23 protein-coding genes are annotated in these 24145 nt (G+C 48.7%); 12 read left to right on the top strand and 11 right to left on the bottom strand.

Translation table 11 applies throughout. The annotated features are described in order from the left end of the window. Positions 1-66 precede the first annotated feature (66 nt). From KO512_RS01010 to KO512_RS01000, 3 genes are all read left to right on the top strand, one after another. A complete protein-coding gene (locus tag KO512_RS01010) occupies positions 67-270 on the top strand; it encodes a hypothetical protein (protein ID WP_215950466.1) in 204 nt (67 codons plus the stop codon). A gap of 63 nt (positions 271-333) precedes the next feature. Then, entirely contained in the window at positions 334-537 is a 204-nt protein-coding gene (locus tag KO512_RS01005; RefSeq protein WP_215950465.1) for a hypothetical protein, read from the top strand. A 63-nt stretch (positions 538-600) separates the two neighbouring features. Continuing rightward, complete coding sequence (locus tag KO512_RS01000; protein ID WP_215950464.1) at positions 601-909, top strand: hypothetical protein; 309 nt, start codon at positions 601-603, stop codon at positions 907-909. Between the two features lie 524 nt (positions 910-1433). Here KO512_RS01000 and KO512_RS00995 read toward each other — a convergent pair. Continuing rightward, positions 1434-1883, bottom strand: coding sequence for a TerB family tellurite resistance protein (locus tag KO512_RS00995; protein WP_215950463.1), 450 nt, complete (start codon positions 1881-1883; stop codon positions 1434-1436). A 173-nt stretch (positions 1884-2056) separates the two neighbouring features. On the opposite strand from KO512_RS00995, the gene KO512_RS00990 reads away from it, so the two are divergent. The 3 genes from KO512_RS00990 to KO512_RS00980 are packed head-to-tail and all read left to right on the top strand — an operon-like array spanning position 2057 to position 5276. After that, on the top strand, positions 2057-2536 hold the full coding sequence (locus KO512_RS00990) for a MarR family winged helix-turn-helix transcriptional regulator (RefSeq protein ID WP_215950462.1): 480 nt from the start codon (positions 2057-2059) through the stop codon (positions 2534-2536). Between the two features lie 20 nt (positions 2537-2556). Beyond that, the gene (locus tag KO512_RS00985; RefSeq protein ID WP_215950461.1) at positions 2557-3765 is read left to right on the top strand and encodes an efflux RND transporter periplasmic adaptor subunit; all 1209 of its coding nucleotides are present in this window, start codon (positions 2557-2559) and stop codon (positions 3763-3765) included. After that, complete coding sequence (locus KO512_RS00980) at positions 3762-5276, top strand: DHA2 family efflux MFS transporter permease subunit (RefSeq protein WP_215950460.1); 1515 nt, start codon at positions 3762-3764, stop codon at positions 5274-5276. The genes KO512_RS00985 and KO512_RS00980 overlap by 4 nt, the downstream gene beginning before the upstream one ends. 90 nt (positions 5277-5366) lie before the next feature. On the opposite strand, the gene KO512_RS00975 is transcribed toward KO512_RS00980, so the two are convergent. After that, on the bottom strand, positions 5367-9407 hold the full coding sequence (locus KO512_RS00975) for a hybrid sensor histidine kinase/response regulator (RefSeq protein ID WP_215950459.1): 4041 nt from the start codon (positions 9405-9407) through the stop codon (positions 5367-5369). Positions 9408-9685: 278 nt separating this feature from the next. On the opposite strand from KO512_RS00975, the gene KO512_RS20395 reads away from it, so the two are divergent. After that, positions 9686-9787, top strand: a complete 102-nt coding sequence (locus KO512_RS20395) for a chemotaxis protein CheB (RefSeq protein WP_354667723.1) — start codon at positions 9686-9688, stop codon at positions 9785-9787. A 260-nt stretch (positions 9788-10047) separates the two neighbouring features. Here the strand turns inward: KO512_RS20395 and KO512_RS00965 are convergent, their stop codons facing one another. The 6 genes from KO512_RS00965 to KO512_RS00940 form a co-directional block, all read right to left on the bottom strand. Beyond that, complete coding sequence (locus KO512_RS00965; RefSeq protein ID WP_215950458.1) at positions 10048-11007, bottom strand: isopenicillin N synthase family dioxygenase; 960 nt, start codon at positions 11005-11007, stop codon at positions 10048-10050. 69 nt (positions 11008-11076) lie between these two features. Then, positions 11077-12168 carry a BMP family ABC transporter substrate-binding protein gene (locus KO512_RS00960; protein ID WP_215950457.1) on the bottom strand — a complete coding sequence of 364 codons (1092 nt, stop codon included), beginning with the start codon at positions 12166-12168 and terminating at the stop codon, positions 11077-11079. Between the two features lie 244 nt (positions 12169-12412). Then, on the bottom strand, positions 12413-13339 hold the full coding sequence (locus KO512_RS00955; RefSeq protein ID WP_215950456.1) for an ABC transporter permease: 927 nt from the start codon (positions 13337-13339) through the stop codon (positions 12413-12415). 6 nt (positions 13340-13345) lie between these two features. Next, positions 13346-14455, bottom strand: a complete 1110-nt coding sequence (locus tag KO512_RS00950) for an ABC transporter permease (RefSeq protein WP_215950455.1) — start codon at positions 14453-14455, stop codon at positions 13346-13348. Then, entirely contained in the window at positions 14452-15996 is a 1545-nt protein-coding gene (locus KO512_RS00945) for an ABC transporter ATP-binding protein (RefSeq protein WP_215950454.1), read from the bottom strand. The genes KO512_RS00950 and KO512_RS00945 overlap by 4 nt, the downstream gene beginning before the upstream one ends. A 314-nt stretch (positions 15997-16310) precedes the next feature. Next, positions 16311-16967, bottom strand: a complete 657-nt coding sequence (locus tag KO512_RS00940) for a TetR/AcrR family transcriptional regulator (protein ID WP_215950453.1) — start codon at positions 16965-16967, stop codon at positions 16311-16313. A gap of 292 nt (positions 16968-17259) precedes the next feature. Here KO512_RS00940 and rfbD point away from each other — a divergent pair, with 292 nt between their 5' ends. Beyond that, entirely contained in the window at positions 17260-18192 is a 933-nt protein-coding gene (gene rfbD / locus KO512_RS00935; protein WP_215950452.1) for a dTDP-4-dehydrorhamnose reductase, read from the top strand. A 37-nt stretch (positions 18193-18229) separates the two neighbouring features. Here rfbD and KO512_RS00930 read toward each other — a convergent pair whose 3' ends face one another. After that, positions 18230-18598: a SirB2 family protein gene (locus KO512_RS00930; RefSeq protein ID WP_215950451.1), complete on the bottom strand. Its 369-nt coding sequence runs from the start codon at positions 18596-18598 to the stop codon at positions 18230-18232. A 91-nt stretch (positions 18599-18689) separates the two neighbouring features. Between KO512_RS00930 and moaA the strand changes: the two genes are divergently transcribed. The 4 genes from moaA (at position 18690) to KO512_RS00910 (ending at position 22220) form a co-directional block, all read left to right on the top strand. Next, the gene (gene moaA, locus KO512_RS00925; protein ID WP_215950450.1) at positions 18690-19703 is read left to right on the top strand and encodes a GTP 3',8-cyclase MoaA; all 1014 of its coding nucleotides are present in this window, start codon (positions 18690-18692) and stop codon (positions 19701-19703) included. Between the two features lie 122 nt (positions 19704-19825). Beyond that, positions 19826-20950, top strand: coding sequence for a 1-acyl-sn-glycerol-3-phosphate acyltransferase (locus KO512_RS00920; RefSeq protein ID WP_215950449.1), 1125 nt, complete (start codon positions 19826-19828; stop codon positions 20948-20950). Next, a complete protein-coding gene (gene moaC / locus KO512_RS00915; protein WP_215950448.1) occupies positions 20947-21426 on the top strand; it encodes a cyclic pyranopterin monophosphate synthase MoaC in 480 nt (159 codons plus the stop codon). The genes KO512_RS00920 and moaC overlap by 4 nt, the downstream gene beginning before the upstream one ends. A 50-nt stretch (positions 21427-21476) precedes the next feature. Further along, a complete protein-coding gene (locus KO512_RS00910) occupies positions 21477-22220 on the top strand; it encodes a lysophospholipid acyltransferase family protein (RefSeq protein WP_215950447.1) in 744 nt (247 codons plus the stop codon). Between the two features lie 61 nt (positions 22221-22281). Here KO512_RS00910 and fabB read toward each other — a convergent pair whose 3' ends face one another. Then, positions 22282-23499 (bottom strand): beta-ketoacyl-ACP synthase I, encoded by a 1218-nt coding sequence (gene fabB, locus KO512_RS00905; protein ID WP_215950446.1) that lies wholly within the window; start codon positions 23497-23499, stop codon positions 22282-22284. 81 nt (positions 23500-23580) lie between these two features. Beyond that, the gene (gene fabA, locus KO512_RS00900; protein WP_126159390.1) at positions 23581-24096 is read right to left on the bottom strand and encodes a bifunctional 3-hydroxydecanoyl-ACP dehydratase/trans-2-decenoyl-ACP isomerase; all 516 of its coding nucleotides are present in this window, start codon (positions 24094-24096) and stop codon (positions 23581-23583) included. Between the last annotated feature and the right edge of the window lie 49 nt (positions 24097-24145).

Raw genomic sequence — 24145 nt, 5'->3', positions numbered from 1 at the left:
CAGCAAGTAAGTCGTCACCCAACATATTTTTGTAAATTTTTAGTTTAAGCATTTGAGGAATAGATCATGAAAGCACTAATCACAACAATCGCACTGGCTTCTACTCTGGCCGCAGGTACTGCGTCAGCCACTAACTTTGAAGTGGGTCAGATCGGCGGAGTCGATGTACAGGATAACACTCACTACCATGCGACCGGCACAGCCATGACGGATAGCGCAACTCTGCCAGGTAGCAGCTATAGCTCAGATCTTTTTGTCGGCAATAAGTAGTCACTACGTTGTAAACCAACATATTTTTATAAATTTTTAGTTTAAACATTTGAGGAATAGATCATGAAAGCATTTATCACAACAATCGCACTGGCTTCTGCTCTGGCTGCAGGCACCGCTTCAGCCACTAACTTTCAAGTAGGTCAGATCGGCGGAGTCGATGTACAGGATAACGCTCACTATCATGCGACCGGCACAGCCATGACGGATAGCGCAACTCTGCCAGGTAGCAGCTATAGCTCAGCTCTTTTTGTCGGCAATAAGTAGCCACTACGTTGTAAACCAACATATTTTTATAAATTTTTAGTTTAAGCATTTAAGGAATAGATCATGAAAGCACTTATCACAACAATCGCACTGGCCTCTGCTCTAGCTGCAGGCACCGCGTCAGCCACTAACTTTGAAGTGGGTCAGATCGGCGGAGTCGATGTACAGGATAACGCTCACTACCATTCTACCGGTACAGTGACTGCTGAAGCTCCTAATCTACCAGGTACTAACTTTGAAGTGGGTCAGATCGGCGGCAGAGTCGATGTACAGGATAACACTCACTACCATTCTACCGGTACAGCCATGACTGATAGCGCTAACCTGCCAGGTAGCAGCTATAGTTCTGCACTTTTTGTGGGTAATAAATAGCCACTCCGTAAAGCGAGTTATTGAAAGCTATTATCAAGGAACGGAGTATGAATATACTTATCACTACCATCAGTATGGCATCAGTACTGGCTGCAGCAGCAGTCAGTACTTCGGTCAATTCTGATTCAGATCGTGTGGTTGATTAAGGACTAAATGACGGCTCTTTATAACAATAAAGAGGTGTTGATAGTGGATGGGCTGGATATGCTGGGCAATAACGATGGCCATAAATTTTGAGCTGACGGAGATTGAACGAGCAGTCTTGGATCAGCGCATGGTATTTAATGGCATGCAGCCGTAGAGATTGAGCAGGGGCTAACGGGGCTTACCTGTCTAGATTTGATGTAACACCATCCAACCTGAGATCAATTAGCGAGTTTATGGCTAATCAATTTAAGACCATCGTGACAATGAATTGGCGATGGTTTTTTGTGTCATTCTAATAACTGATTTTACTCCCCAAAAAGCAAATCTTTATCGTGGTTCTTCACGATTGAAAACGTTTATTTAGGCCTCTGTTTTAATTACGCCTCAACCACCCGCAATTTAGCAGTAATGAAATCCGTATGAGATACATAGATTAGGTCGGCGATGCGACGGATCACATGTTCTTCATAATGGTGTAACTCGCCATCGGCATAAGCGACCCGCCAGAGGTTTTCAACTAAGGAAACCTTTTCTTCAGGGCTGCATAGCTCGTTGATCTGTGAGGTGAAGCGAAAGTAGTCGGTCGCCTCATGTTGGGCTTGTTTGGCTCGTTCAAAGAGTGCTTGGGCGGTGGTTTGATCCAGCGAAAAGCTCTTTTTCAATAGGCTTAATAATGTTTTCTCCTCTTCGGGCTTGCGCTCATAATCAGATATCAACACTTCAACCATCAGTGCCGCGGAAGCCAGTGATAGCAAGGTTTGTGGGTTTTCCCCCGCAGCGTTATCGGGTAGAAAGGTTTCCAAAAAAGACTTCAGCTTGGTAATCATTTTATATTCTCCAGTACCGGCAGTAGACAAGCAGCCGCCTATATTAGTTCATTTCGTCGGATCAGGCGTTTTCGTTAGAACTACTTTGACAAAATTTAGCTGCCATGGCAGTATCTTACTTCAATTTAGCTGCCTAGGCAGTTAAATAGCATGATTTGTCTAGAGAACACTCAATGATCCATTTTACTGAAGACAATGTGCCGACTCGGCTGAGCATTGCGCATCTTATTTTCCTGTTGAATCAGCATAAAGATCGATTGCTGGATAAATACCTTAAACCTTTCAATATCACTGGGCCACAGTTTCGCGTGATGCGGTTGATTATCGTTGAACAGGTGGAAACACCTTCGGAGCTGACGCGACGCTTGTCGATTGATAGCGGGGCGATGACGCGGATGTTAGATCGGCTAGAGCAGCGCAATCTCTTAGTACGCAAACGGTGTCCTAATGATCGTCGGCAGGTGCGCCTTAAACCGACCGAAGAGGGTACGGCCCTGAGTCATCAGATGCATGGCTTAGCTGCAGATCTATTGAATGAGTTGACCGGTGAACTTAGCCCGCAGGAGCTGAGTGAACTGGATCGTATTATACGCAAGATGTTGGTGCCCACTGGGTTGATGGAAGAACCGACAGTGCCGTGTAAAGCTGAATAAAGAATAGGCGGAATAAAGCGATGAATGAAGAGAATGTAGCGGTTGAAACACGGCCTGCATCAGCTAAGCGTAGCCGTTTAGTTTTATTGAGTGGCCTGTTTTTTATTGTGCTGGTGGTGGTTGGGTCTGTATTTGCCTATGAGCATCTGTATGGTCGCTTTTATGAGGATACAGAAGATGCCTATGTTGATGGTAACCGGGTGCAAATTGGTTCAGGCATTAATGGCACGGTGATTCGTATCAATGCGGATGACGGTGATTATGTTGAGCAAGGACAGGTGCTGGTCGAGCTGGACCCGAGTGATACCACTATCGCATTGGAGCAGGCGAAAGCAGATTTAGCCGCGACGGTGCGTGAAGTTCGTGGGCTTTTCTCTAGTGTGGATAACTTCCGTGCACAATTAGCGACTCGCAAGCTTGAGCTGCAGCAAGCGCGCAGTGATTTTAAGCGTCGAGATAAATTGGCGGCGGCGGGGGTTTTGTCGGAAGAGATCATGTCTCACTCCCGCGATGCCCTGGGGGAGGCTGAAAATGCGTTGATTAGCACTCGCCAGCAGCTTTCTAGTACGTTGGCGCTGGTGGAGGGGACAACGATTGCGACCCATCCGAAGGTGCAAGCGGCGAGGGCTAAGTTACATCAGGCGTTTATAAACCATGCCCGCACTCATCTGATTGCGCCGGTGAGCGGTTATGTGGCCCAGCGCAGCGTTCAGCCGGGTGCTCGGGTGGCCACAGGGCAGGCGTTAATGGCGGTGATACCGTTGGATCAGGTGTGGATTGAGGCGAACTTTAAAGAGACCCAGATGAGCCAGATGCAGATCGGCCAGACGGTCGATATTACGGCGGACCTGTATGGTAGTGATGTGCACTATCAGGGGCGGATCGAAAGCCTCGGGGTCGGTACAGGGGGCGCGTTTGCTCTATTGCCCGCTCAGAATGCCAGCGGTAACTGGATTAAAATTGTCCAGCGGGTGCCGGTACGCATCGGCTTACAAGCGGAAGAGTTACAGGCGCACCCGTTGCGTTTGGGGATGTCCACTAAGGTTGAGGTCGATCTGCATCAACAGGATGGCGAAGTGCTTGCCAGCCATGTCGATCATTCGGCCCGCTATGCCACCGATATCTATGCCAATCTGCTGCAAGAGGCGGATCAGCTAGCGGCCGAATTGATTCGCGCCAATAGTGAAACGATGACCCAAAACGATAGCGCGGTGTCTCAAGTTCAATGAGTGCGATCCGGTTTGTTCCCGCTAATTTGGTGCTAGCCACGATTGGTCTAGCGTTAGCGACCTTTATGCAGGTGCTGGATACCACGATTGCCAATGTCGCACTCACGTCGATCACCGGTAATCTGGGGGCCAGCAGCGAGCAGGGCACTTGGGTGATTACCTCGTTTGCCGTGTGTAATGCGATCGCATTGCCGCTAACCGGTTGGATGGCGCGTCGGGTGGGCGAAGTGCGTTTGTTTATCGGCTCTGTTTGTCTGTTTATGTTCACCTCGTTTCTCTGTGGTATCGCCACCTCACTGCCCGAACTGGTGTTCTTTCGGGCCCTGCAAGGCTTTGTCGCCGGGCCGCTTTATCCGATTGCGCAGACCTTACTGATTGCCATCTATCCGGCAGCACGGCGCGGCATGGCGTTGTCGTTGTTAGCGATGGTGGCGGTGGTGGCACCGATTTTGGGGCCGATTTCAGGTGGTTGGCTAACGGATAACTATTCTTGGCCGTGGATCTTCTTTATTAATCTGCCGATTGGGTTGTTTGCCGTGGCAGTGGTGTGGTCGCAGTTGCGCAATCGTCCAGAAGAAACCGAAAAAAAGCCGATCGACTATGTGGGTTTAGCCCTGCTGGTGTTGGGGGTTGGGCTATTACAGGTGGTGCTGGATAAGGGTAATGATCTGGATTGGTTTGAATCGGAGTTTATTATCTACAGCGCCGGGGTGGCGGTGATTGCGTTGATCTCGATGGTGATCTGGGAGATGACCGAAGAGCATCCGGTGATTAACTTAAGACTGTTTCGTCATCGTAACTTTACCTTCGGCACCATTGTGTTGGTGTTGGGTTATTCTGCCTTTTTTGGTCTTAACTTGCTGTTGCCGGTGTGGCTGCAAACACGCATGGGCTATACCGCTGTATGGGCGGGCATGGCGGCCGCGCCTATCGGTATTGTGCCGGTCATACTGTCACCTATTGTGGGGCGGTTTGGCTATAAAGTAGATATGCGACTGCTCACCAGTATCGCTTTTCTTGCGATGGCATTATCCAGCTTTGCGCGGGCGAATTTTAACTTGGAGGTGGATTACTACCATATCGCCATGATCCAGTTGGCGATGGGGCTAGGGGTGGCCCTGTTCTTTATGCCGGCAACCACTATTTTGCTATCGAGCTTATCTCCCCGCGAGATTGCCGATGGTTCTGGTTTGGCGACATTTTTACGGGTGCTCGGAGGCAGTTTTGCCTCGTCTCTGACCACCTGGTGGTGGCATCGGCAGGCAGCGGTGGAACATGCCCATCTGACGGAACATATCACCCCGTACAGTCCAGAAACACAGCACTATCTTGATCTGCTGGGTGGTCCAACGTTGCAAAATTATGGGCGTATTGAACAGCTGATCGAAGCGCAGGCCTATATGATCTCGACGGTGGATTATTTTGCGCTGCTGGGATGGATATTCTTAGCCCTGATGGCGACGGTGTGGTTTGCCAAACCGCCTTTTCTATCCGGCGCTAAAGGGCGCTAGCATTCAAGGGGTTAGTATTAAAGGGATTAGCAATAAGGTGGCGAATCGGCTGGACAGATAAAGGTCCAGCCGGTCGTTAACACACAGTGTTTATTCGTTGGCTTCACTATCGATCGAGTTAATCAACTCAAGTGCTTTGTCGTAGTCAAAACCCATCAGGGCTGTGGATAACGCTTGGGCAATCAGACTATGACCATTTTCACTCAGTACGGTATCGAGCGTTTGCCGTTGCTCAGTGCTGATATAGCTATGTTGCTGCAGTTTTTCTTTGAGGCTGACCAGCAGTTGATCTTGTGAGATATTGGCTGCATTCGTGTCGCCTTTGCTTTTGGGTATTTTGCTGAGCAGTAAAACGAGTTCTGCATAATGATTATTGAATAAATGCAGCATGGCGTCGGCATCGTTCTGTGAGTCTCTCTGCTGTGTTTGCTCCTGTTGTTTAGCCAGTGTCGATAGCTCAGCGTCGCAGATATTTAACGCCGCTCCTTTTAACTTATGGGCCAGCTGTTTGACTTTATTATGATCCTGAGTTGCCAGTGCTTGTGCGTATAAAGTATTGAAATCTTTAAACCCAACGATAAAGCTTCTGATGCAGTTAAGCAGGATTTGTTGATTGCCGTTCATCTGAATCATGGCCTGCTTTTCATTAATAAAGCTCGGCAGTGACCATGTCGGCTCAGTCGGCAGCACTGGGATGCTGCGTTTTTCGGTTTCATTGCCGTTAATGCCGTGTTGTTTGAGGGCGTGAATAAAATCGCGTAGATGAAAAGGCTTGGTTAGATAGCCATCCATACCCGCTTGTTTACCTGCTTTTCGGTCTTCTTCCATCACCGAGGCTGATAGGGCGAAAATTAACGGCTGTTTAATAGCCGGTAGTTTACGAATGACCTGGGTGGCTTCTAGACCACTCATTCCTTCCATGTGAATATCCATCAAAATAACGTCAACGTCGTGCTGTTGTATGATCTCCAAGGCTGCAGCGGCAGAGTTGGCCAGATGAAGCTCAAGCTCCAATGGTTTGAGAAGGCCTTCGATAACATCTTGGTTTAACTCAACATCATCCACTGACAACACTTTCAATCCGGGGTATAGCACATCATTAGAACCCCTTAGGCTTGATGGCATAACTTTTTTGTTAAGCCCCGTGAGTGTGTTGTAAACACGGGAGGGTGTTAGCGGTTTGGTAATGGCCTGTATGCCTAAATCTTGCAGGCTTGAGCGTAGTGTCGAAGGATGACTGGCGGAGAGGAACACGATACTGTTTTGCAAAATAGTCGCTTGGGCCGCATCGTGGGTGGCAAGGTTATTCAAAAACAGCTCTTGGTTTTGGGGTGTTAGATCGGCTAGCAGGACAAATTTTTCATTGTCGTGGAGTAACTGATCAATCGTCGCAAAAGCATCGGTATAATTATTTGCCACGCTTAGCTTTATTTTCCAATGCTTAAAGTGAGCCTGTAGCATCTCGATAACATCTGCCGAGTCGGTGACTAACAGTGTGCTGAGCTTCTCAATTCGCAGGTCTTTTAATGCCGGTGTGGCTGTTTTAGTGATCGGTATTCTTAATTTGAATATTGCACCTTCGCCCAGTGCACTACTGACTGAAATACTGCCGCCCAATAAATTGACCAAGCGTTGGCAGATAGCCAGGCCCAGTCCCGTACCGCCAAAACGTCGGGTAGTGCTTTCATCGGCTTGGGTAAAGGCATTGAAGATCCGTTCGCTTTGTTCTTGGCTGATGCCGATACCTGAATCACTCACCTCGATATTGAGGATGTAATTGGTCTTGGTAAAATGATCCGGTTTGAAACTGACGGTGACGAGACCGCCCGTTGAGGAGAATTTAATAGCATTGCCGACGAGATTGGAGAGTATTTGCCCCAACTTTAATTGATCGGTATACAGCTCGAGCGGCATCGATGGATCAACCATCACGGTGAGTTTTAGCTGCTTTTCTTCGGCAGGAATGGCGAACAGTTCGACCGATTCCTGGATGATATTTTCTAGCGGGCAATCCATCATATTGAGTTCGATATTATTCGAATCGATTCTGGAAATATCTAAAATATCGTTGAGGATGCTCAGTAACCGGGTTGAGGCAAAGTAGGCTTTATCGGCGTACATCAGTTGCTGTGAATTGAGCGATGTCTTACGTATCAGATCGAGCATACCGATAACGCCGTTCATCGGGGTACGAATCTCATGGCTCATATTGGCAAGAAAGCGGGACTTCGCTTCGGCCAGTTTGCGGGCATTATCCGCCTCGGCTTGGAGCTGGTGGTTGGATTTTTCCAGTTGTTGGTTCAGTAGTTGAACATCGGTAACATCATGATTAACACCCACCAGTTTTATGCTGCCTGGGCGGGTATGCACCGGTACACCATAGGCTTTGATCCAGACGGTTTCGCCCGATGGGCGAACGATGCGATATTGTATGTCGAGGGTTGCATCGGCCTTGATGGCTGCGGCTAACTGACTTTCAACCGTCGCGACATCATCCGGATGAACAAAAGGTAACCATTGATTGTAGTGCAGCGTTGCTGAATGTTTATCGATGCCATAGAGCTGGTACATTCGTTTGTCCCAGACGAATAGGTTGTTCTCGGGTGAATACTCCCAGATGCCGATGCCCGCAGAATCGGTGGCAGCCTGCAGACGAAGCAGCACTTTTAATTGCTCTTGTTGGCTGGTTTCTAATTTGTGAGTCAGCTGTCGCTTTTCCTCTTCGAGGGCTTGTTCATAATTGAGGCTCGTTTGAATATCGGAACTGGAGCCAAACCAACGGATGATGTTGCCATCTTTCGCCCTGAGCGCTCGGGCACGGCTATCAAACATACGATATTGGCCATCTTGTGATTGGATGCGAAAGCGGCACTGTAAATCATGGCCCGATTGTAGGCAGTTATGCCAAGTGTCCATCAGCAGTGCTCGGTCATCGGGGTGGATGAACTCATACCAGCCTACGCCTTTCAATGCTTTTTGAGATGCGCCGGTATAGGTGGTCCAGGTTTGGCTAATAAAATCAAAGTGGCCCTGTGCATCACTGGTCCAGGTTAGCTGTGGTAAAAAATCGGCGAGTTCTTTCAGCCGGTTAAGTTCTTGCTGGTTGATTTGGTTGAGATCGCTTAGCCGTTGATAACGTTGTGATAGCCGTAATAACCACAGCAGCACACCGGCAGCGCAGATAAGCAAAGCGGCCAGAATTAAGGGAGAGATAAAGCGGGAGCTATTGAGGGTGCTGGTGATGTATTCAGGCGGAAAATGCCGAATAAAAATTAATTCTTCAGCAAAATAGAGCTTGCCGTTGGTGTCGAGGTCATGGCCGAGATGCTCTGCAATGATCAGTTCAGCATCATCTTTTAAAATGTGTGGCTTCTTCTCGGTTAAGATCTCATTCGCAAGGTCGGCAGAGAGGTATTCGCCTATTCGGTGAGTCTGTCCGAGCATAAAGCCCCACTCAAGGCTTTTGTCGGGGCCGATAAGCCAGTCTCCGTCACCATTGATTAGCCAGCTATCGGCGCGCTCGCTAAAGTGGGAGGTGATGCGGTCTAATATTTCCGTTGCATCAAGGTTGATAATGACAAAGCTGTCTTGCAACCTGAGTGCGATTCGAAGCACCGGTCGGGGCGGTATCTCAATCTCATTGGCTTCCATATTGAGTTCGAATTTTGAGATGTAAGTATCGCCGGGTAGCAGATGTAAAACATCTTCAACATAGTGGCGTTTCGATTTGTCCTGCAGCTTGTCGGGTGCGACCCGAATGAGTCGATCATCTGCTTGGTTGATTCTAAATAGCTCAGTGCCTGATGCCGAAATATGCCGCAACTGTAAATATTCGGGGTGGGCTCTTGCCAGCGTAGCAAGGCTTAAGAACTTTTCGGCGTCGGTGTAATCTGATTCGATGATATGAGCCATCGCGGTGAGCGAATTCAGGGTTCTTTGTAGATCTTGGCTGACCGAGATGACCTGCTCTGAAAGAACATCCTGCTCTTCACTGATAACCCTTTCTTGTATGCCTTGGGTGCGATTCTCTTCTACGAGATAAAACAGCGTAATGAGCAGTGTAACGATGATGACGGTAGCAATTTCTGGAAGCAAATTGAATGATCGTTTGAGCATTCTTGTATCGAACATAAAGCGCTTTCCTCTATTGCAACTGCTTTAGCCGCTATGTTGTTGCTTTAGAGCAACGGGGTGATTGTAATGAGATTAACACGCTGTCAGCGCTGGTTTGGCTCAAGGATACTGAATTCTGATATGAATGCTTAAAATAAAATAGTTAATTTAACCGGGGCGGTCAGAATCGTGTCGGGAGATATTATCGTATGACACTTGTTTATAATGGTTTTGGACACTTTACATACTACGCTTAGAACAATATTAAACTGAGCCGGTGGTAGCGTCTCGCTCGAATAGCCGGAGGTCTAGCGGCGCTGCAGTCGATGGTGTCCAACTTGTCGAGCGATAGCAATATGAGCTTTATCGTGGTTCAGCACCGTTCCCATCCTAGCTAGGATCGATGATGAATCGTCGACCATTGAGTCGCTTGGCGCGTTGTTAGAGTCAACCGCTGAACTCGGCTTTACTGACATTATGTTTGAAGCTAAGGCGTTTGATGTCGGTGCGGTGGGTTTTATAGCTAAACCTGCTAGCCCGTTTCGGGTGATCATGCGAGTGAATGCTCACCTTAACGATGAGCTTAAAATTCAGACGACCATATCCGTCAGATTGCACGGAATGTTATGGCCGCCCAAACTGATTGAAACAACTATATTTAAGACGTTTCTTCACGGTAGGCGTAGGTGTTGTTAAAGCAGTAAATCATCCAGTCGCCCGCCGAAATCGGCTCGTACTTAGGCGGTGCGTCCTTAGAGCAGCAGTTATCTAAACAGCTGACGTCGGTATCAAAATCAGGCTCGACAAAAAACGGCATGGAGTAGCGTTCTTCGCCACTGGGGCTGAAAACTCGATGTGGTGTGGATTTATAACGGTCGTTGCTCCAACGGGCCATCATATTACCGATATTGATCACGAAGCTGTCTTCAATGGGTGGCGCGTCGATCCATTCACCACGGGTATCTTGCACCTGCAAACCACCGATCTCATCCTGCCAAAGAATAGTAATGCAGCCATAATCGGTATGCGCGCCCGCCCCGATATGTTGCTTGCCCTCTTTCGGCGGTACTTCGGGGTAGTGAATGAAACGCAATACGCTCAAGGGGTGCTCAAATTTATCGTCAAAAAAGTCTTTGTCGATGCCTAAAGCCATCGCCAGTGCGCTGAGTATGGTTTTACCTAACGCCAGCATATCCCAATAGTGACGTTCCATTTTTTGCTGGAAATCGGCGGGGACTGGCGGGTATTGATTAGGGCCGTAGAGAGGACGTTCTGGACCAATCAACGGATGATCCGCGGCTAAGTTCAAGCCCATATCAAAGGTTTCTTTAATATCGCCGGGGTTCTCTGGATCGAGCTGTTCGGCCATCATGCGACCATAACCACGGTGGTTGTCTGACAGGGTGATATCAATCTTCACTTTTTCGGCTTCAGGTAGGGCAAAAAAAGCTTCAGACAGGGCGCGCATCTCACGCATCCGTGCTTGGCTGATAGGGTGTCCTTGAATATAGAAAAAACCGCTTTCTCGGCAAGCGGTATCGATCGCGTTAGCAACGGTTAATTGTTCCGCTTCAGTACCGGAATATAAACTAGCAATATTGATCAGAGGAATATTCATAGAGGTGTCGATTGTTAGTGGAGGAGAGGCTGGCCACTATCGATGATAGTGGCCAGTGGTATTGCAGGCTTACTGAGGAATATCAGATTGAACGCCTTCGACGTACCAGTTCATTTTTTCTAGATCTTCGTAAGAGAGGCGGGTACCTTCAGGCACGATCAGTTCACCAGCTTTGTTTTTGATCGGTCCAGCAAAAGGATAAACACTGCCATCTTTAATACCTGCGATTAGCTCTTTCGCATGGGCGACGACGTCAGCAGGGATGCTTTCATTGAAGCTTGGAATAACAATAGCGCCTTCTTTCATACCTTCAACATTGGCTTTAGGTTTCCAAGTGCCGTCCATGACCGCTTTAATGGTATTGATGTAATGAGGGCCCCATTCATCAACCACAGAGAGCAGATGGGCGTTAGGGCCGAAGGATGACATATCAGAGGCTTGTCCAACAGCGTAAGCACCACGGCGTTCAGCGGCTTGCATAGCGGCAGGGCTATCGGTGTGCTGTAAAATCACATCGACGCCTTGGTCCATCATGGCATTAGCGGCGTCGGCTTCTTTACCTGGATCGAACCAGCTGTTCACCCAGATGACTTTTAACTCAGCGTCAGGGTTGTATTTATTAAGGGCTAGCTGCACCGCATTGATATCACGGATAACTTCAGGGATAGGGAATGAGGCGATATAACCAATTTTGTTACTCTTAGTTACCTGTGATGCAACATAACCGGCAACGTAGCGACCTTCAAAGGTGGTGGAAATATAGGTGCCCACGTTTTTAGCCATTTTGTAGCCGGTGGCGTGTTCAAAGGCAACCTTAGGGAACTGTTTAGCGACCTTCAGTGTTGGGTTCATAAAACCAAACGAAGTCGTGAAGATCAGGTCGTGACCGGTTTTGGCAAGGTTGTAGATAACCCGCTGTGCATCAGCGCCTTCGGCAACGTTTTCGACATAGGTGGTTTTGATCTTGTCACCGTATACGGCCTCAGCGGACAAACGGCCTTGGTCATGTTGATAAGACCAGCCGTGGTCACCGATAGGGCCAACATAAACAAAGCCTACTTTCAGCGGTTCTGCCGCTTGAACTGAAAGGGAGGATAATGCGGTCAGGCACACCCCGGCGGCAAGCCCGGTAACCAGTTTATTAAATTGACGACGTTTCATGCATCCTTCTCCTATTGAGACATTTGTTAGCGATAGGCTAAAAAGTTGACCGATAGGTCAGTTATAATTATTAAAGCAAAAATCTGACCAATTACACATTATTCTTTCATTAAGCCGCTAACGTCTGTATTCGGCGGCTTGGATTTCGAGTAGGCCATAGGTAATGACTTTAGTTTGCTCCGCCTTGGTGCGCAAGCGCTAAAATAGGCGTGCGGATTCCACAAAACAGGGCGCTTATTTTGCTCTAACCTTTAGCGTAGAAAGGGTTGCCTAATGACATGGGCGCGACGAGTCGGCTGCGTGCCTGATTACTCGACAGAATCACCAGTACTACAACTGTTGCCAGATAGGGCAATATCGCCAGTAGATTCGGTGAGACGGAAAAGCCCAGTCCCTGAAAGACCAGATGCAGAATACTGGCCAAGCCAAACAACCATGCACCGAGTAACACCCGTCCGACCTTCCAACTTGCAAAGACCACCAAGGCCAGTGCTATCCAGCCCCGTCCAGCCGTCATGTTCTCGGCCCAGAGTGGGGTGTAGGCTAGCGATAAATAACCACCGGCGAGCCCCGCCATGGCGCCACCAAACATGATAGCCAGATAGCGGGTTTTAAAGACCGGCAGGCCAATCGCATTCGCGGCGTGAGGGTTTTCACCCACCGCTTTGAGCACCAGCCCCGGACGGGAGTAGTTAACAAACCAGTAGGCCGCGGCAAACAGGATAAAGGAGAGGTAGACGACCAAGTCCTGGCCAAACAACATACGGCCAATAATCGGCAAATCGGTGAGGCCTGAAATAAAGATCGGGTCGAGACCTTCGATAGGCTTACCGACATAATCGCTGCCAATAAAGGCAGATAGACCGGTGCCGAAGATCGTTAATGCCAATCCGGTGGCGACTTGGTTAGCACTGAGTTCCATGGTGATAAGGCCAAAAATCAGCGACATTAATACACCGGCGATGATGGCCAGCATAAAGCCCAGTAATAGGCTGCCCGACAACAGGGTGACGATAAAGCCGATCACGGCGCCCATCAGCATCATGCCTTCTTGGCCGAGGTTAAGCACACCGCTTTTTTCACAGATGAGTTCACCCAAGGCGACAATCAGTAGCGGTGTTCCGGTGCGGATCATGGCGTAGAGTATGTTGGTAATCAGATCAATATCCATGGGGTTTTATCCTTGGGTCTCAGACGCTAGTGGTGGCAAGGGAGGTGAGGGTTTGAGCTTTTTGGATTTGAGACGAATGCGGAAAGAGATCAGCACATCGCAGGCCAGTAGATAGAACAGCAGCATACCCTGAAAGAGGCCGGTGAGGGCCAGCGGTAATCCCAGACTGATCTGCGCCATTTCACCGCCCATATAGAGCAGTGCCATCAACAGGCTCGCCAGTAAAATGCCTACCGGATGGAGACGGCCGAGAAAGGCCACAATGATGGCAGCATAGCCGTAACCGGGAGAGATCTGTGGAATCAGTTGGCCAATAGGGCCGGTGACTTCACCTACGCCAGCCAAACCCGCTAATCCGCCACTCAGTAACAGCGCAAAGTAGGTGAGCCGTTTCTCTTTGAAGCCGGACAGGCGGGCGGCACCGGCATCCATGCCCATGACTTTGATTTGAAAGCCATAGAAGCTGCGGCTCATTAATACCCAGACGGCCACCACGGCCAGTAAAGCTAACGCCATACCAAAATGCACCCGGGTGTCTTCGACCAAAATAGGTAATAGGGCCGAATCGCCAAACAGCGCTGATTCGGGGAAGTTATAGCCATCGGGATCTTTCAGTGGTCCATGAACGGCCCATAGCAGAATGTTCAGGGCGATATAGTTCATCATGATGGTGGTGAGAATCTCATTGGTATTGAAGCGAACCTTCAAGACGGCGGCAATGCCCGACCAAACAATACCGCCGACTACACCGGCGATCAGTACGGCGGGGAGCACCCAGAATGCTTCGACTTCGATGAACTGTAAGGCGATGTAACTACCAAAAAGTCCGCCCATTAACAGTTGCCCTTCGGCACCGATATTCCAAATTTTAGCTTTAAACGCCACGGAAAGACCGATGGCACAGAGCAAAATAGGGGCTGTTTTGACACAGAGTTCAGCAAGGCCGTGGGTATCCGAAATCGGCACATAGAGAATGGTGATCAGTGCCTCAACCGGATCAACGCCGAGCAGAGTAAATAGAATCAGGCCGGTCAGCATGGTCAATAACGCCGCCAATACCGGCGACAGATAGGCCATTGCGCGGGAGCGTTCGCCGCGTGGTTCCAGTTTGATCATGGAGTTGCTCCCTGTTCACAGGTAGGGGAATTAAAGTCACCGGCCATCATACGTCCCAGTTCCTGTATAGATGATTCAGGTGTCGGTTTGATCGGTGACAACGCACCATCGCAGATGGCGCCGATACGGTCAGAAATGAGGAATAACTCATCGATATCTTCAGAGACCACCAAAATAGCTGCCCCCTGATCCCGCAGCTTAATCAGTGCTTTATGGATCGCGGTGGCCGCACCGATATCGACGCCCCAAGTTGGGTGTGCGGCGATCAAAATGCGCGGGTTCTGCATGATTTCGCGGCCAATAATAAACTTCTGTAAGTTACCGCCAGATAAACTGTCTGCCTGTGCATGTCGTCCTGGGGTTTTAACTTTGTATTGGGCGATAATCTCATCGGCAAAGGCTTCTGCTTTGTGCCATGCGACCATGCCTTTACTGACCAGCCCCGAGAGAAAGCCGGTGAGCAGCGCGTTTTCTGTCAGGCTCATTTCCGGTACGGCTCCTCGGCCGAGACGCTCTTCTGGAACGAAGGCTAGCCCCCATTGACGGCGTTGATCCGGCGATAGCTTACCGACAGGCGTATCGGCAAAGTGAATAGTGTCGTTCTGACAGCGTTGCTCGCCGCTTAGACTGGCCAGTAACTCCTCTTGGCCATTGCCGGCAACACCGGCGATGCCGACGATTTCGCCGGCATTAACGGTCAGGTTGATCTGTTTTAGGTGCACGCCAAATGGGTCGTCACTGGTCAGATTAAGATCACTGATTTTCAGTAATGGCGTACTGCCTAGTTTTTTCGGGTAGGTGGTACTGATCGGGGTATCATCGCCCACCATCAGTTTAGCCATGCTGGTGGTATCTTCCTCGGCGGGGATACATTCGCCAGACACTTTGCCGGCGCGAAGTACGGTGGCCTTATGGCAGAGCGCTTTAACTTCGTTGAGTTTATGGCTGATAAAGAGGATCGAGCAGCCTTCATGGGCCAGCTGTCGCAGCGTTACAAAGAGAGTGTCTACTTCTTGAGGCGTGAGTACGGAGGTTGGCTCATCAAGGATCAGCAGTTTAATATTTTGTACTAGGCAGCGAACAATCTCGACCCGCTGACGTTCGCCGACGGAGAGGGTATGGATCTCACGATCAGGATTGATCGCCATGCCGTATTTTTCTGATACGCTGCGGATCTTCTCGGCAAGGGGGCCAAGTTCACCGGCATCATCACCGAGGGCGAGGGCGATATTCTCGGTGACGGTTAAGGTTTCAAATAAAGAGAAGTGCTGAAACACCATGCCGATGCCGAGCTTGCGGGCATGGGCAGGGTCTTTGACTTCAATGGGCAGGCCATCCCAGAGTAGTTCACCATAATCGGGTTTAACGAGCCCGTAAATAACCTTCATTAAGGTGCTTTTGCCGGCGCCGTTTTCGCCGAGTAGAGCATGAATTTCGGCTGGCGCGATATCCAAATGGATGTCATCGTTGGCCAAACATCCCGGATATTGTTTGCTGATGCCGCGTAAAGTCAGTCGCGGAGGTGATGGGTTCTGCTTCACGCTGGCTACCTCGTCTCTAATAGAGCTAAAAGAAAACTATACTCAAACCTGACAGTCGAGTTTCATCTATCTATGAAAGAAAAGCAAAAAGCTGGCCAATCGGTCAGAATATTTGAAATCATTCATATTGATCTGTTTATGGCACGTAATCATTGTCGGTATTAACCTATCTCGGGTAAATCGGATATTGTCGCCTCTTTTTGTCTTTGCTGGCGCACCAAATTCGCTCGTCGTTGAAGTTGGGTTGCACGCTTACGGGCATGGGTTAAATAAGTCGAATAACTCGTCTGTTGATAAATATAGATATTGGTGGCTTATGTCGTCTGCGTAATGCCGCAGCCTTTTAGAATAATGTGGGTTAGAGTGCTAATTGCCTGTTCATAGTCGGTGTTATCGAGTGTTTCTTTACCGAGGGCGGACGATACTTGAAGAGCGAAGTCGGCATAGTGTTGAGTGCTGGACCAGAGTAAGAAGATAAGGTGGCTCGGGGTGATCTCTGGATCGAGTTTGCCCTGTTGTTGCCACTGTTCAAAAACGGCTGTCCGAGAGCGAAACCAGGTCTCATAGCCTTCGCTGAAGTAGTCGTTTAAGTTGGGGCCACCACTAATGATTTCACTAGCAAAAATACGTGAGGCGAGCGGATGATCACGGGAGAATTCAATTTTTCGCCGTAGGTAGTGGGTGAGACTTTCGGTCGCGTCGTCTTCTGGCTTTAGGTTGCTGAGAGTGCTATCCCATAGATCGATAATATCGCTGAGTACGGCGAAATAGAGTCCCAGTTTATTTTTGAAGTAATAGTGAATATTGGCTTTTGGCAATTTAGCTCGGGTGGCGATCTCTCTGATACTGGCCCCTTTGAATCCGCAGGTGGCAAATTCCTGTTCCGCTGCCGCTAGAATTCGTTGCTCGTTGCGTTGACGAATACGGCCGGCGGGCTTTTCCTCCGTGTGTGAATTGATGTCTAACGGCATGAAGGGGGTCTCAAATAGCAAAGTGAGGGCGAATTATAGCGTAAAAAACTATCATCAGAAGTCGGAGATCTATTTTATCAGCGGTTTACTTTATGATTGATTTTAAGTGTTATCGATCTGGAGAGGGTTCTGTTTGCGTCTTTATCGGCTTGAGGTACGAAATTACTGACAGTGCCTTTATGGTGTTTACGTAGCAGTTAACATAACATAACTGAGGTGATCTTTTTTGCACTGCAGGTACGCAGTTATGGTATCTTTTCTTAGATACTTTATAGGTGGAGCCAAGAGTTTAATGACACAGGATTTTTTGACTACGCCGGCGAAAATATTGATTACCGGTGTAGATGGCCAGATTGGCTATTTTTTAAACCAAGCAACCGAGAGTGATCCTTTCTTTTCTGTGGTTGCCTTTACTGATTCAAAGCTGGATATCAGTAGTCGCGAACAGGTGCAAAAGCAGCTGAATGAGCATCAACCTGATTATGTTATTAATACCACTGGCTTTAATGCGGTTGATCGGGCCGAGGCTAATTCGGAACGGTGTTTTGCACTGAATAGAGATGCGGTTGAAAATCTAGCGCTGGCCTGTAGTGAGTTGGCGATCCCTCTGATTCACCTATCCTCTGATTATGTCTTTGATGGGCACTATGAAAGTGGCTATACCGAAGATGATCAAGCCCGTCCCTTAGGGCTTTATGGCGAGAGTAAATGGCAGGGTGAAGAGGTGTTGCGGTCGGTATTGGCCAAGCATGTCATTCTTCGGGTGAGCTGGGTGTTTAGTACCATCGGTGATAACTTTATGCGGCGGGCGTTATTGCAAGCGCGTCAGCAGGAAGAGATCTGTGCTGCTGATGATCGGCGTGGCTGTCCTACCTCGGCGAGTGATATTGCTCGGGTGATTGCCGCTATTCTGAAGCAGCTTCACAATGGCGCGGAAAATTGGGGCACTTATCACTATTGTTGTGCCGAGGTAACTACCCGCTATGGCTTTACCGAAGCGGTGTTAGCGGCGGCAGGGCAGTATGAAAAGCTTAAGGTCGAAAAATTGATACCGATCAGCTCTTCTGATTTAGGCAGTGATGCTGAACGACCAGCCTCATCGGTTTTAGTTTGCACCAAGTTATTGAATCATTTTGGTATCCGCCAGCGCCCTTGGCGGAGTCAGCTGGTGGCGATGATTCGCGAGCAGTACCAAAATGAAGAGATTAACGATATTACGGCTTAGAGGAGTCGGTGACTGACTCCCCTGCATGATTGACGGTTTAGAAAGCGGAGTGGCGAAGTGCTACCCAGACAATATAAACCACGCAAGCCAATGCCATGATAAAGGCTAATATTCTGATATTTCTGGTTTTCCCTCTCTTTAGGGCGATAGTGCCCAGCACAATATAAGCAATCAATGCGATTAACTTTGCAGTCAGCCAGCCATGGGTCAAGGGATACTGGTTGATGGTCACCGTGAGCGCGATGGCGCTTAGCAGCAAAAGAGTATCGATAATATGGGGTACAATTTTTACCCAGCGTCGCTGCAATTTTTCAGGGGTCGTTAACATCCAGATGCCGCGTAGGCTGAAAAGCAGAATGCTCAAAACGGCAAAGGTGATATGGGTATGTTTCAGTGCTAAATACATTCGTTAGGGACTCGTTTAGAATAGACGGTATAACCGATGAAAATGGTCGGGTATATTTTTGCCGAAAACACCATGAGATACTAGCCCGAAGATGACTCTAGATAAGAATAAACCTGCAGTTAACCAGCTTGTTGATCGTTTTGGCCGGCGGGTTGAGTATATTCGTCTGTCAGTGACTGATCGCTGTGATTTTCGTTGTGTGTACTGCATGGCGGAAGAGATGGAGTTTCTGCCCCGTAGTGAAGTGTTGTCATTGGAAGAGCTATATTTCGTTGCCCAAGCATTTGTTGAGTTAGGCGTGAATAAGATCCGTTTAACCGGCGGTGAGCCGCTGGTGCGGCGAGGCATTTTGAGTTTGGTCGAACAGTTAGGGCAATTGCCTGCTGAGTTATTGATTACGACTAATGGTTCGCAGTTGGCTGGCATGGCAGCGGATTTGAAACGTTTAGGTGTTGATCGTCTGAATATCAGCCTCGATAGTTTGCAAGAAGATAAGTTTAAACGCCTCACCCGTACCGGTCGATTGCATCAGGTATTGGCCGGTATCGATGCGGCGGTTGCTGCGGGTTTTAAGCGAATTAAGTTGAACGCGGTGGTGTTGAAAGGTCGTAATGATGACGAGGTCATAGACCTTATCCGCTTTGCCCGCGATAAAGGCGTCGATATTACCTTTATTGAAGAGATGCCGCTGGGGGCGATAACGGAACATGATCGGGCAGAAGCCTATTGCTCCAGTGATGAGCTATTGGCGTTAATCAAACCGGTGTATCCTCTGATCGACTGCACCGAGAAAACCGGAGGGCCTTCACGCTATTACCGTATGGCCGACAGTGATAGTCGGGTCGGCTTTATTTCACCCCATAGCCATAACTTCTGCAGTGAATGCAACCGGGTGCGGATGACGGTAGAAGGGCGCTTGTTGCTTTGTCTGGGGAATGAGCACTCGATGGACCTACGTCAGGTTATTCGTGATCACCCCGGTGATATCGAGCTACTCAAGCTGCACCTGATTCAGGCGATGGACCTTAAGCCGGAACAGCACCATTTCGATCTTGACGATGAAAAACCGCAGATTGTTCGTTTTATGAATATGACCGGTGGCTGATCATGCGAGGTTATTCCCCCCTTCTATGGGCTTTAAGCTAAAGAATACATAATGTGCGCTGAAATTATTCCTGTCTCCCTGTAAAATACCGGCCTTAATATTTGTAATGCCCAGGAGGCAGAATGTCAGCCAGCCCTATCAATGATCCATTTCAGAACATTCGTCCCTATCACGATAGTGAAGTAAGTGATGTCCTGAACCGGCTGATACATGATGATGAACTTATCTCGGTGTTAACCCGTTATCAGTTTCCGCAGATGGCATCTCTGTTTGGTTGGTTATTGAAACCGGCGATACGTATATTCTTAGCTCAAAAAACCGGTGAAATCGAAACGATTCAGGATTTTCAAACACTCATCGCTAGTTATATGACCAAGATGATTGGGCGTACGACAACCCGCTTGTCGTGCAGCGGTATTGAAGATCTTGAAACCGATGAAGCTTACCTATTTGTTTCCAATCACCGTGATATAGCGATGGATCCGGCCTTTATTAACTGGGCGCTGTATCAAAATGGTTTCGATACACTGCGTATCGCGATCGGCGATAACCTGTTGCGCAAGCCCTATGTCTCTGATCTGATGCGCTTGAATAAAAGCTTTATTGTTAACCGTTCGGCCAAGGGGCGGGAAGTACTTACAGCGCTAGGACAACTGTCTGCCTACATTGATCATTCGCTTATACAGGATGAAGCGAGCATTTGGATTGCGCAGAGAGAGGGGCGGGCCAAAGATGGCAATGATTTTACCGACCCTGCCATCCTGAAAATGTTTTATATGACCCATCGTAAACAGCGTAGCTTTGCTGAGTTTATTGAACGGGTAAAGATAGTACCGGTATCTATTTCCTATGAATATGACCCCTGTGATCGGGCGAAAGCGCTAGAGCTTGACGCTAAACAGCAGGGGGGCGAATATCAAAAATCACAGTTTGAAGATATTGAAAGTATTGTAGCGGGTATTAATGGCGATAAAGGGCACGTGCATGTTGCCTTTGGTCAGGTGATCGCGCCGATGGATACGCCAGAAGAGTTGGCTGCTGAAATCGATCGCCAGATCATCGAAAGCTATTACCTGCATCCTTCCAATTTACTCGCTGCGGGTATCGATACCGATGGTATTGATGCTGAACAGAAAGCCCAGTTTGAAGCGCGGTTTGAGGGGCTATCTGATTCCGCTGCGCAGATTCTTCGGCAGATGTACGCTAATCCAGTATTGAATAAGCAGAAATATCAGGAGACGGTATGAGCCGATTAACGCATCTGGATGAGCATGGCCATGCGAATATGGTGGATGTGTCAGCCAAAGCCGTAACTAGTAGAGAAGCAACCGCTCAGGCCGTGGTGAATATGCAGCCTGAAACGCTGCGGATGATTACTGCGGGTGAACATAAAAAGGGTGATGTGCTAACGGTTGCAAGGATTGCGGGTATTCAGGCCGCTAAACGGTGCGCCGATCTTATTCCGTTGTGTCATCCGTTGATGCTAAGCAAAGTCTCTGTTGATCTGTCACCTCAACCTGAATCGGATTCCGTATTGATTCTGGCGACCTGTAAACTCGCCGGTCAGACCGGTGTTGAGATGGAAGCGCTGACCGCTGCTTCGGTGGCGGCGTTAACGATTTATGATATGTGTAAAGCTGTGGATAAGGGGATGGTTATCTCTGAGGTCAAGCTGTTAGAAAAGAAGGGCGGTAAAACGGGTCACTGGAAAGTGGATGTTTGAAGCTCACTGTAAAATAGATTCCATGCCGAAAAAAGGATAGTGATCAGGCGATGACCAGACAACCTTCTCTGTTTTTATATCTACGGGCAACGCTGTTTTATATCGGTTTTTATCCGGTCACGTTGCTGTTTGCCGCTTTTTGCTTGCTGGTGGGTTGGGCACTGCCTTTTCGTCCTCGCTTTAAGCTGTTTACGCTGATGAATTATTTCAGCATGGCTTGGTTATACCTGTGTTGCGGCGTGAAATACCGAGTTGAAGGTCGAGAAAACCTGCCCAAAGATAGGGCTTATGTGTTGGTTGCCAACCATTCGAGTGAATGGGAAACACTTTTCCTGCAAACACTGGTGCGTCCACAGAGTGCCGTGTTGAAGCAAGAACTGCTACAAATACCTCTATTTGGTTGGGCTTTGGCCATGCTTAAGCCGATTGCGCTTGATCGTAGTAAGCGGCGTGGTGCGTTGAAACAGCTGTTAACGCAGGGGAAAGAGCGCTTAGCGGAGGGAATCAATGTGGTCATTTTTCCACAGGGAACGCGAGTCGAAGCCGGTAAGCTAGGTAAGTTTAATAAAGGCGGTGCGATGTTGGCTGCTAGTGCTCAGGCTCCTATTGTACCCTTGGCTCACGATGCGGGCTTATTTTGGCCAGGTAAGAGTTATGTAAAATATCCCGGCACTATTACCGTTCGGATTGGCGCGGCGGTTGAGTCGGTTGATCGTAGTGTCGATGAAATACACAGTGATTCCATTGGTTGGTTGGAAGCGCAGATGCGTGATCTGAAGATAGTGGATGAGTAGCGTTGGCTAGATAATAAAAAACCCGCCGATTGGCGGGTTTTTTAATAGGCTGATAAGTTGATTAGCCCGTGAACTTTTCGAATACCAGTGTGGAGTTAGTACCACCGAAACCAAAGCTGTTAGACATAACACGTTGTAGATCAACGTTGTCTTTACGTTCGGTAACCACAGGTAAGCCTTCAGCGGCAGGGTCGAGATCATCGATATTAGCCGATGCGCAGATGAAGTTGTTTTCCATCATTAGCAGGCTATAAATCGCTTCCTGAACACCGGTAGCGCCCAGTGAGTGGCCGGTCAGTGATTTAGTGGAACTGACAGGCGGCATCTCGGCACCGAAGGTTTCTTTCATCGCCTTCAGTTCTTGAATATCACCCGCTGGAGTCGATGTACCGTGAGAGTTGATGTAATCAATACCAGCATCAACAGTGCTCATTGCTTGCTTCATACAACGCACAGCACCTTCACCAGAAGGGGCTACCATGTCGTAACCGTCAGAGGTTGCACCGTAGCCGACCAGTTCGCCATAAATTTTGGCGCCACGGGCTTTAGCGTGTTCAAGTTCTTCCAGTACGATCATGCCGCCGCCGCCAGCGATGACGAAACCATCACGGTTAGCATCATAGGCACGCGATGCTTTTTCAGGGGTGTCGTTGTATTTGCTAGACAGAGCACCCATCGCATCAAACATCATGCTGAGAGACCAGTGTAGTTCTTCACCGCCACCGGCAAAGACGATGTCCTGCTTGTTCAGCTGAATCTGTTCCATTGCGTTGCCGATACAGTGGGCGCTGGTCGCGCAGGCAGAGGTAATGGAATAGTTAACGCCTTTGATTTTAAATGGCGTTGCCAAACAGGCGGATACCGTTGAGCCCATGGTGCGGGTGACTCGGTATGGACCTACGCGGCGAACACCTTTGGTACGCAGGATATCCGCTGCTTCGACGATATCGGCAGAAGATGCGCCGCCAGAGCCTGCAATCAGGCCGGTACGGACGTTAGATACCATCTCTTCGCTGAGGTTGGCGTCTTTAATGGCCTGATCCATAGAGAGATATGCGTAAGCAGCAGCATCACCCATGAAACGAACCAGTTTACGGTCGATCAGATCGGTGTAATCCAGATCGATGCTGCCAGCTACCTGGCTGCGGAACCCAAGCTCTTTGTACTCTTCTTGAAATTTAATGCCGGAACGGCCTTCTTTCAGTGAGTCCAAGACGGCTTCTTTATCAGTACCTAGGCAAGATACGATACCCATTCCGGTAACAACTACACGTCTCATAGGATGCCTCTTTTATTCAGTAAAACATTGTAAGTATAGATCTACAGCAGCACCGTGGCTTGCTGTGACGGCTTCGTTTTTTTAGAAACTATCGGTAGATACGAACAGGCCTACCCGCAGATCTTTAGCGGTGTAAATTTCGCGACCATCAACAGACACACTACCGTCTGCAATGCCCATAACCAGTTTGCGTTCAATAACCCGCGATAGATCAATACGATACGTGATTTTCTTAGCGGTTGGCAAAATCTGGCCGGTGAACTTAACTTCACCACAACCAAGGGCGCGTCCGCGACCTTTATTACCACGCCAGCCAAGGAAGAAACCAACAATCTGCCACATTGCATCTAGACCTAAGCAGCCAGGCATAACGGGATCGGTTGGGAAATGGCATTCGAAAAACCAAAGGTCGGGATGGATGTCCAGCTCTGCTTCGATATAGCCTTTGCCGTATTTGCCGCCTTCACTAGTGATCATAGTGATGCGATCCATCATCAGCATGTTGCCGATAGGCAGGCGGGCATTACCCTCACCAAACATGATGCCGTTACCGCACTGAAGGAGTTCTTCTCGATTAAATGAGGAAGGTTTTGTCATCTGAGCTGTATATCCACTTTTTTTTATAGCCAAAATATCGGTGGGATTA

It is taken from the genome of Amphritea atlantica (assembly GCF_018860855.1).
Taxonomy (GTDB): domain Bacteria; phylum Pseudomonadota; class Gammaproteobacteria; order Pseudomonadales; family Balneatricaceae; genus Amphritea; species Amphritea atlantica_A.
This window is presented reverse-complemented; position numbering and strand designations above follow the sequence as displayed.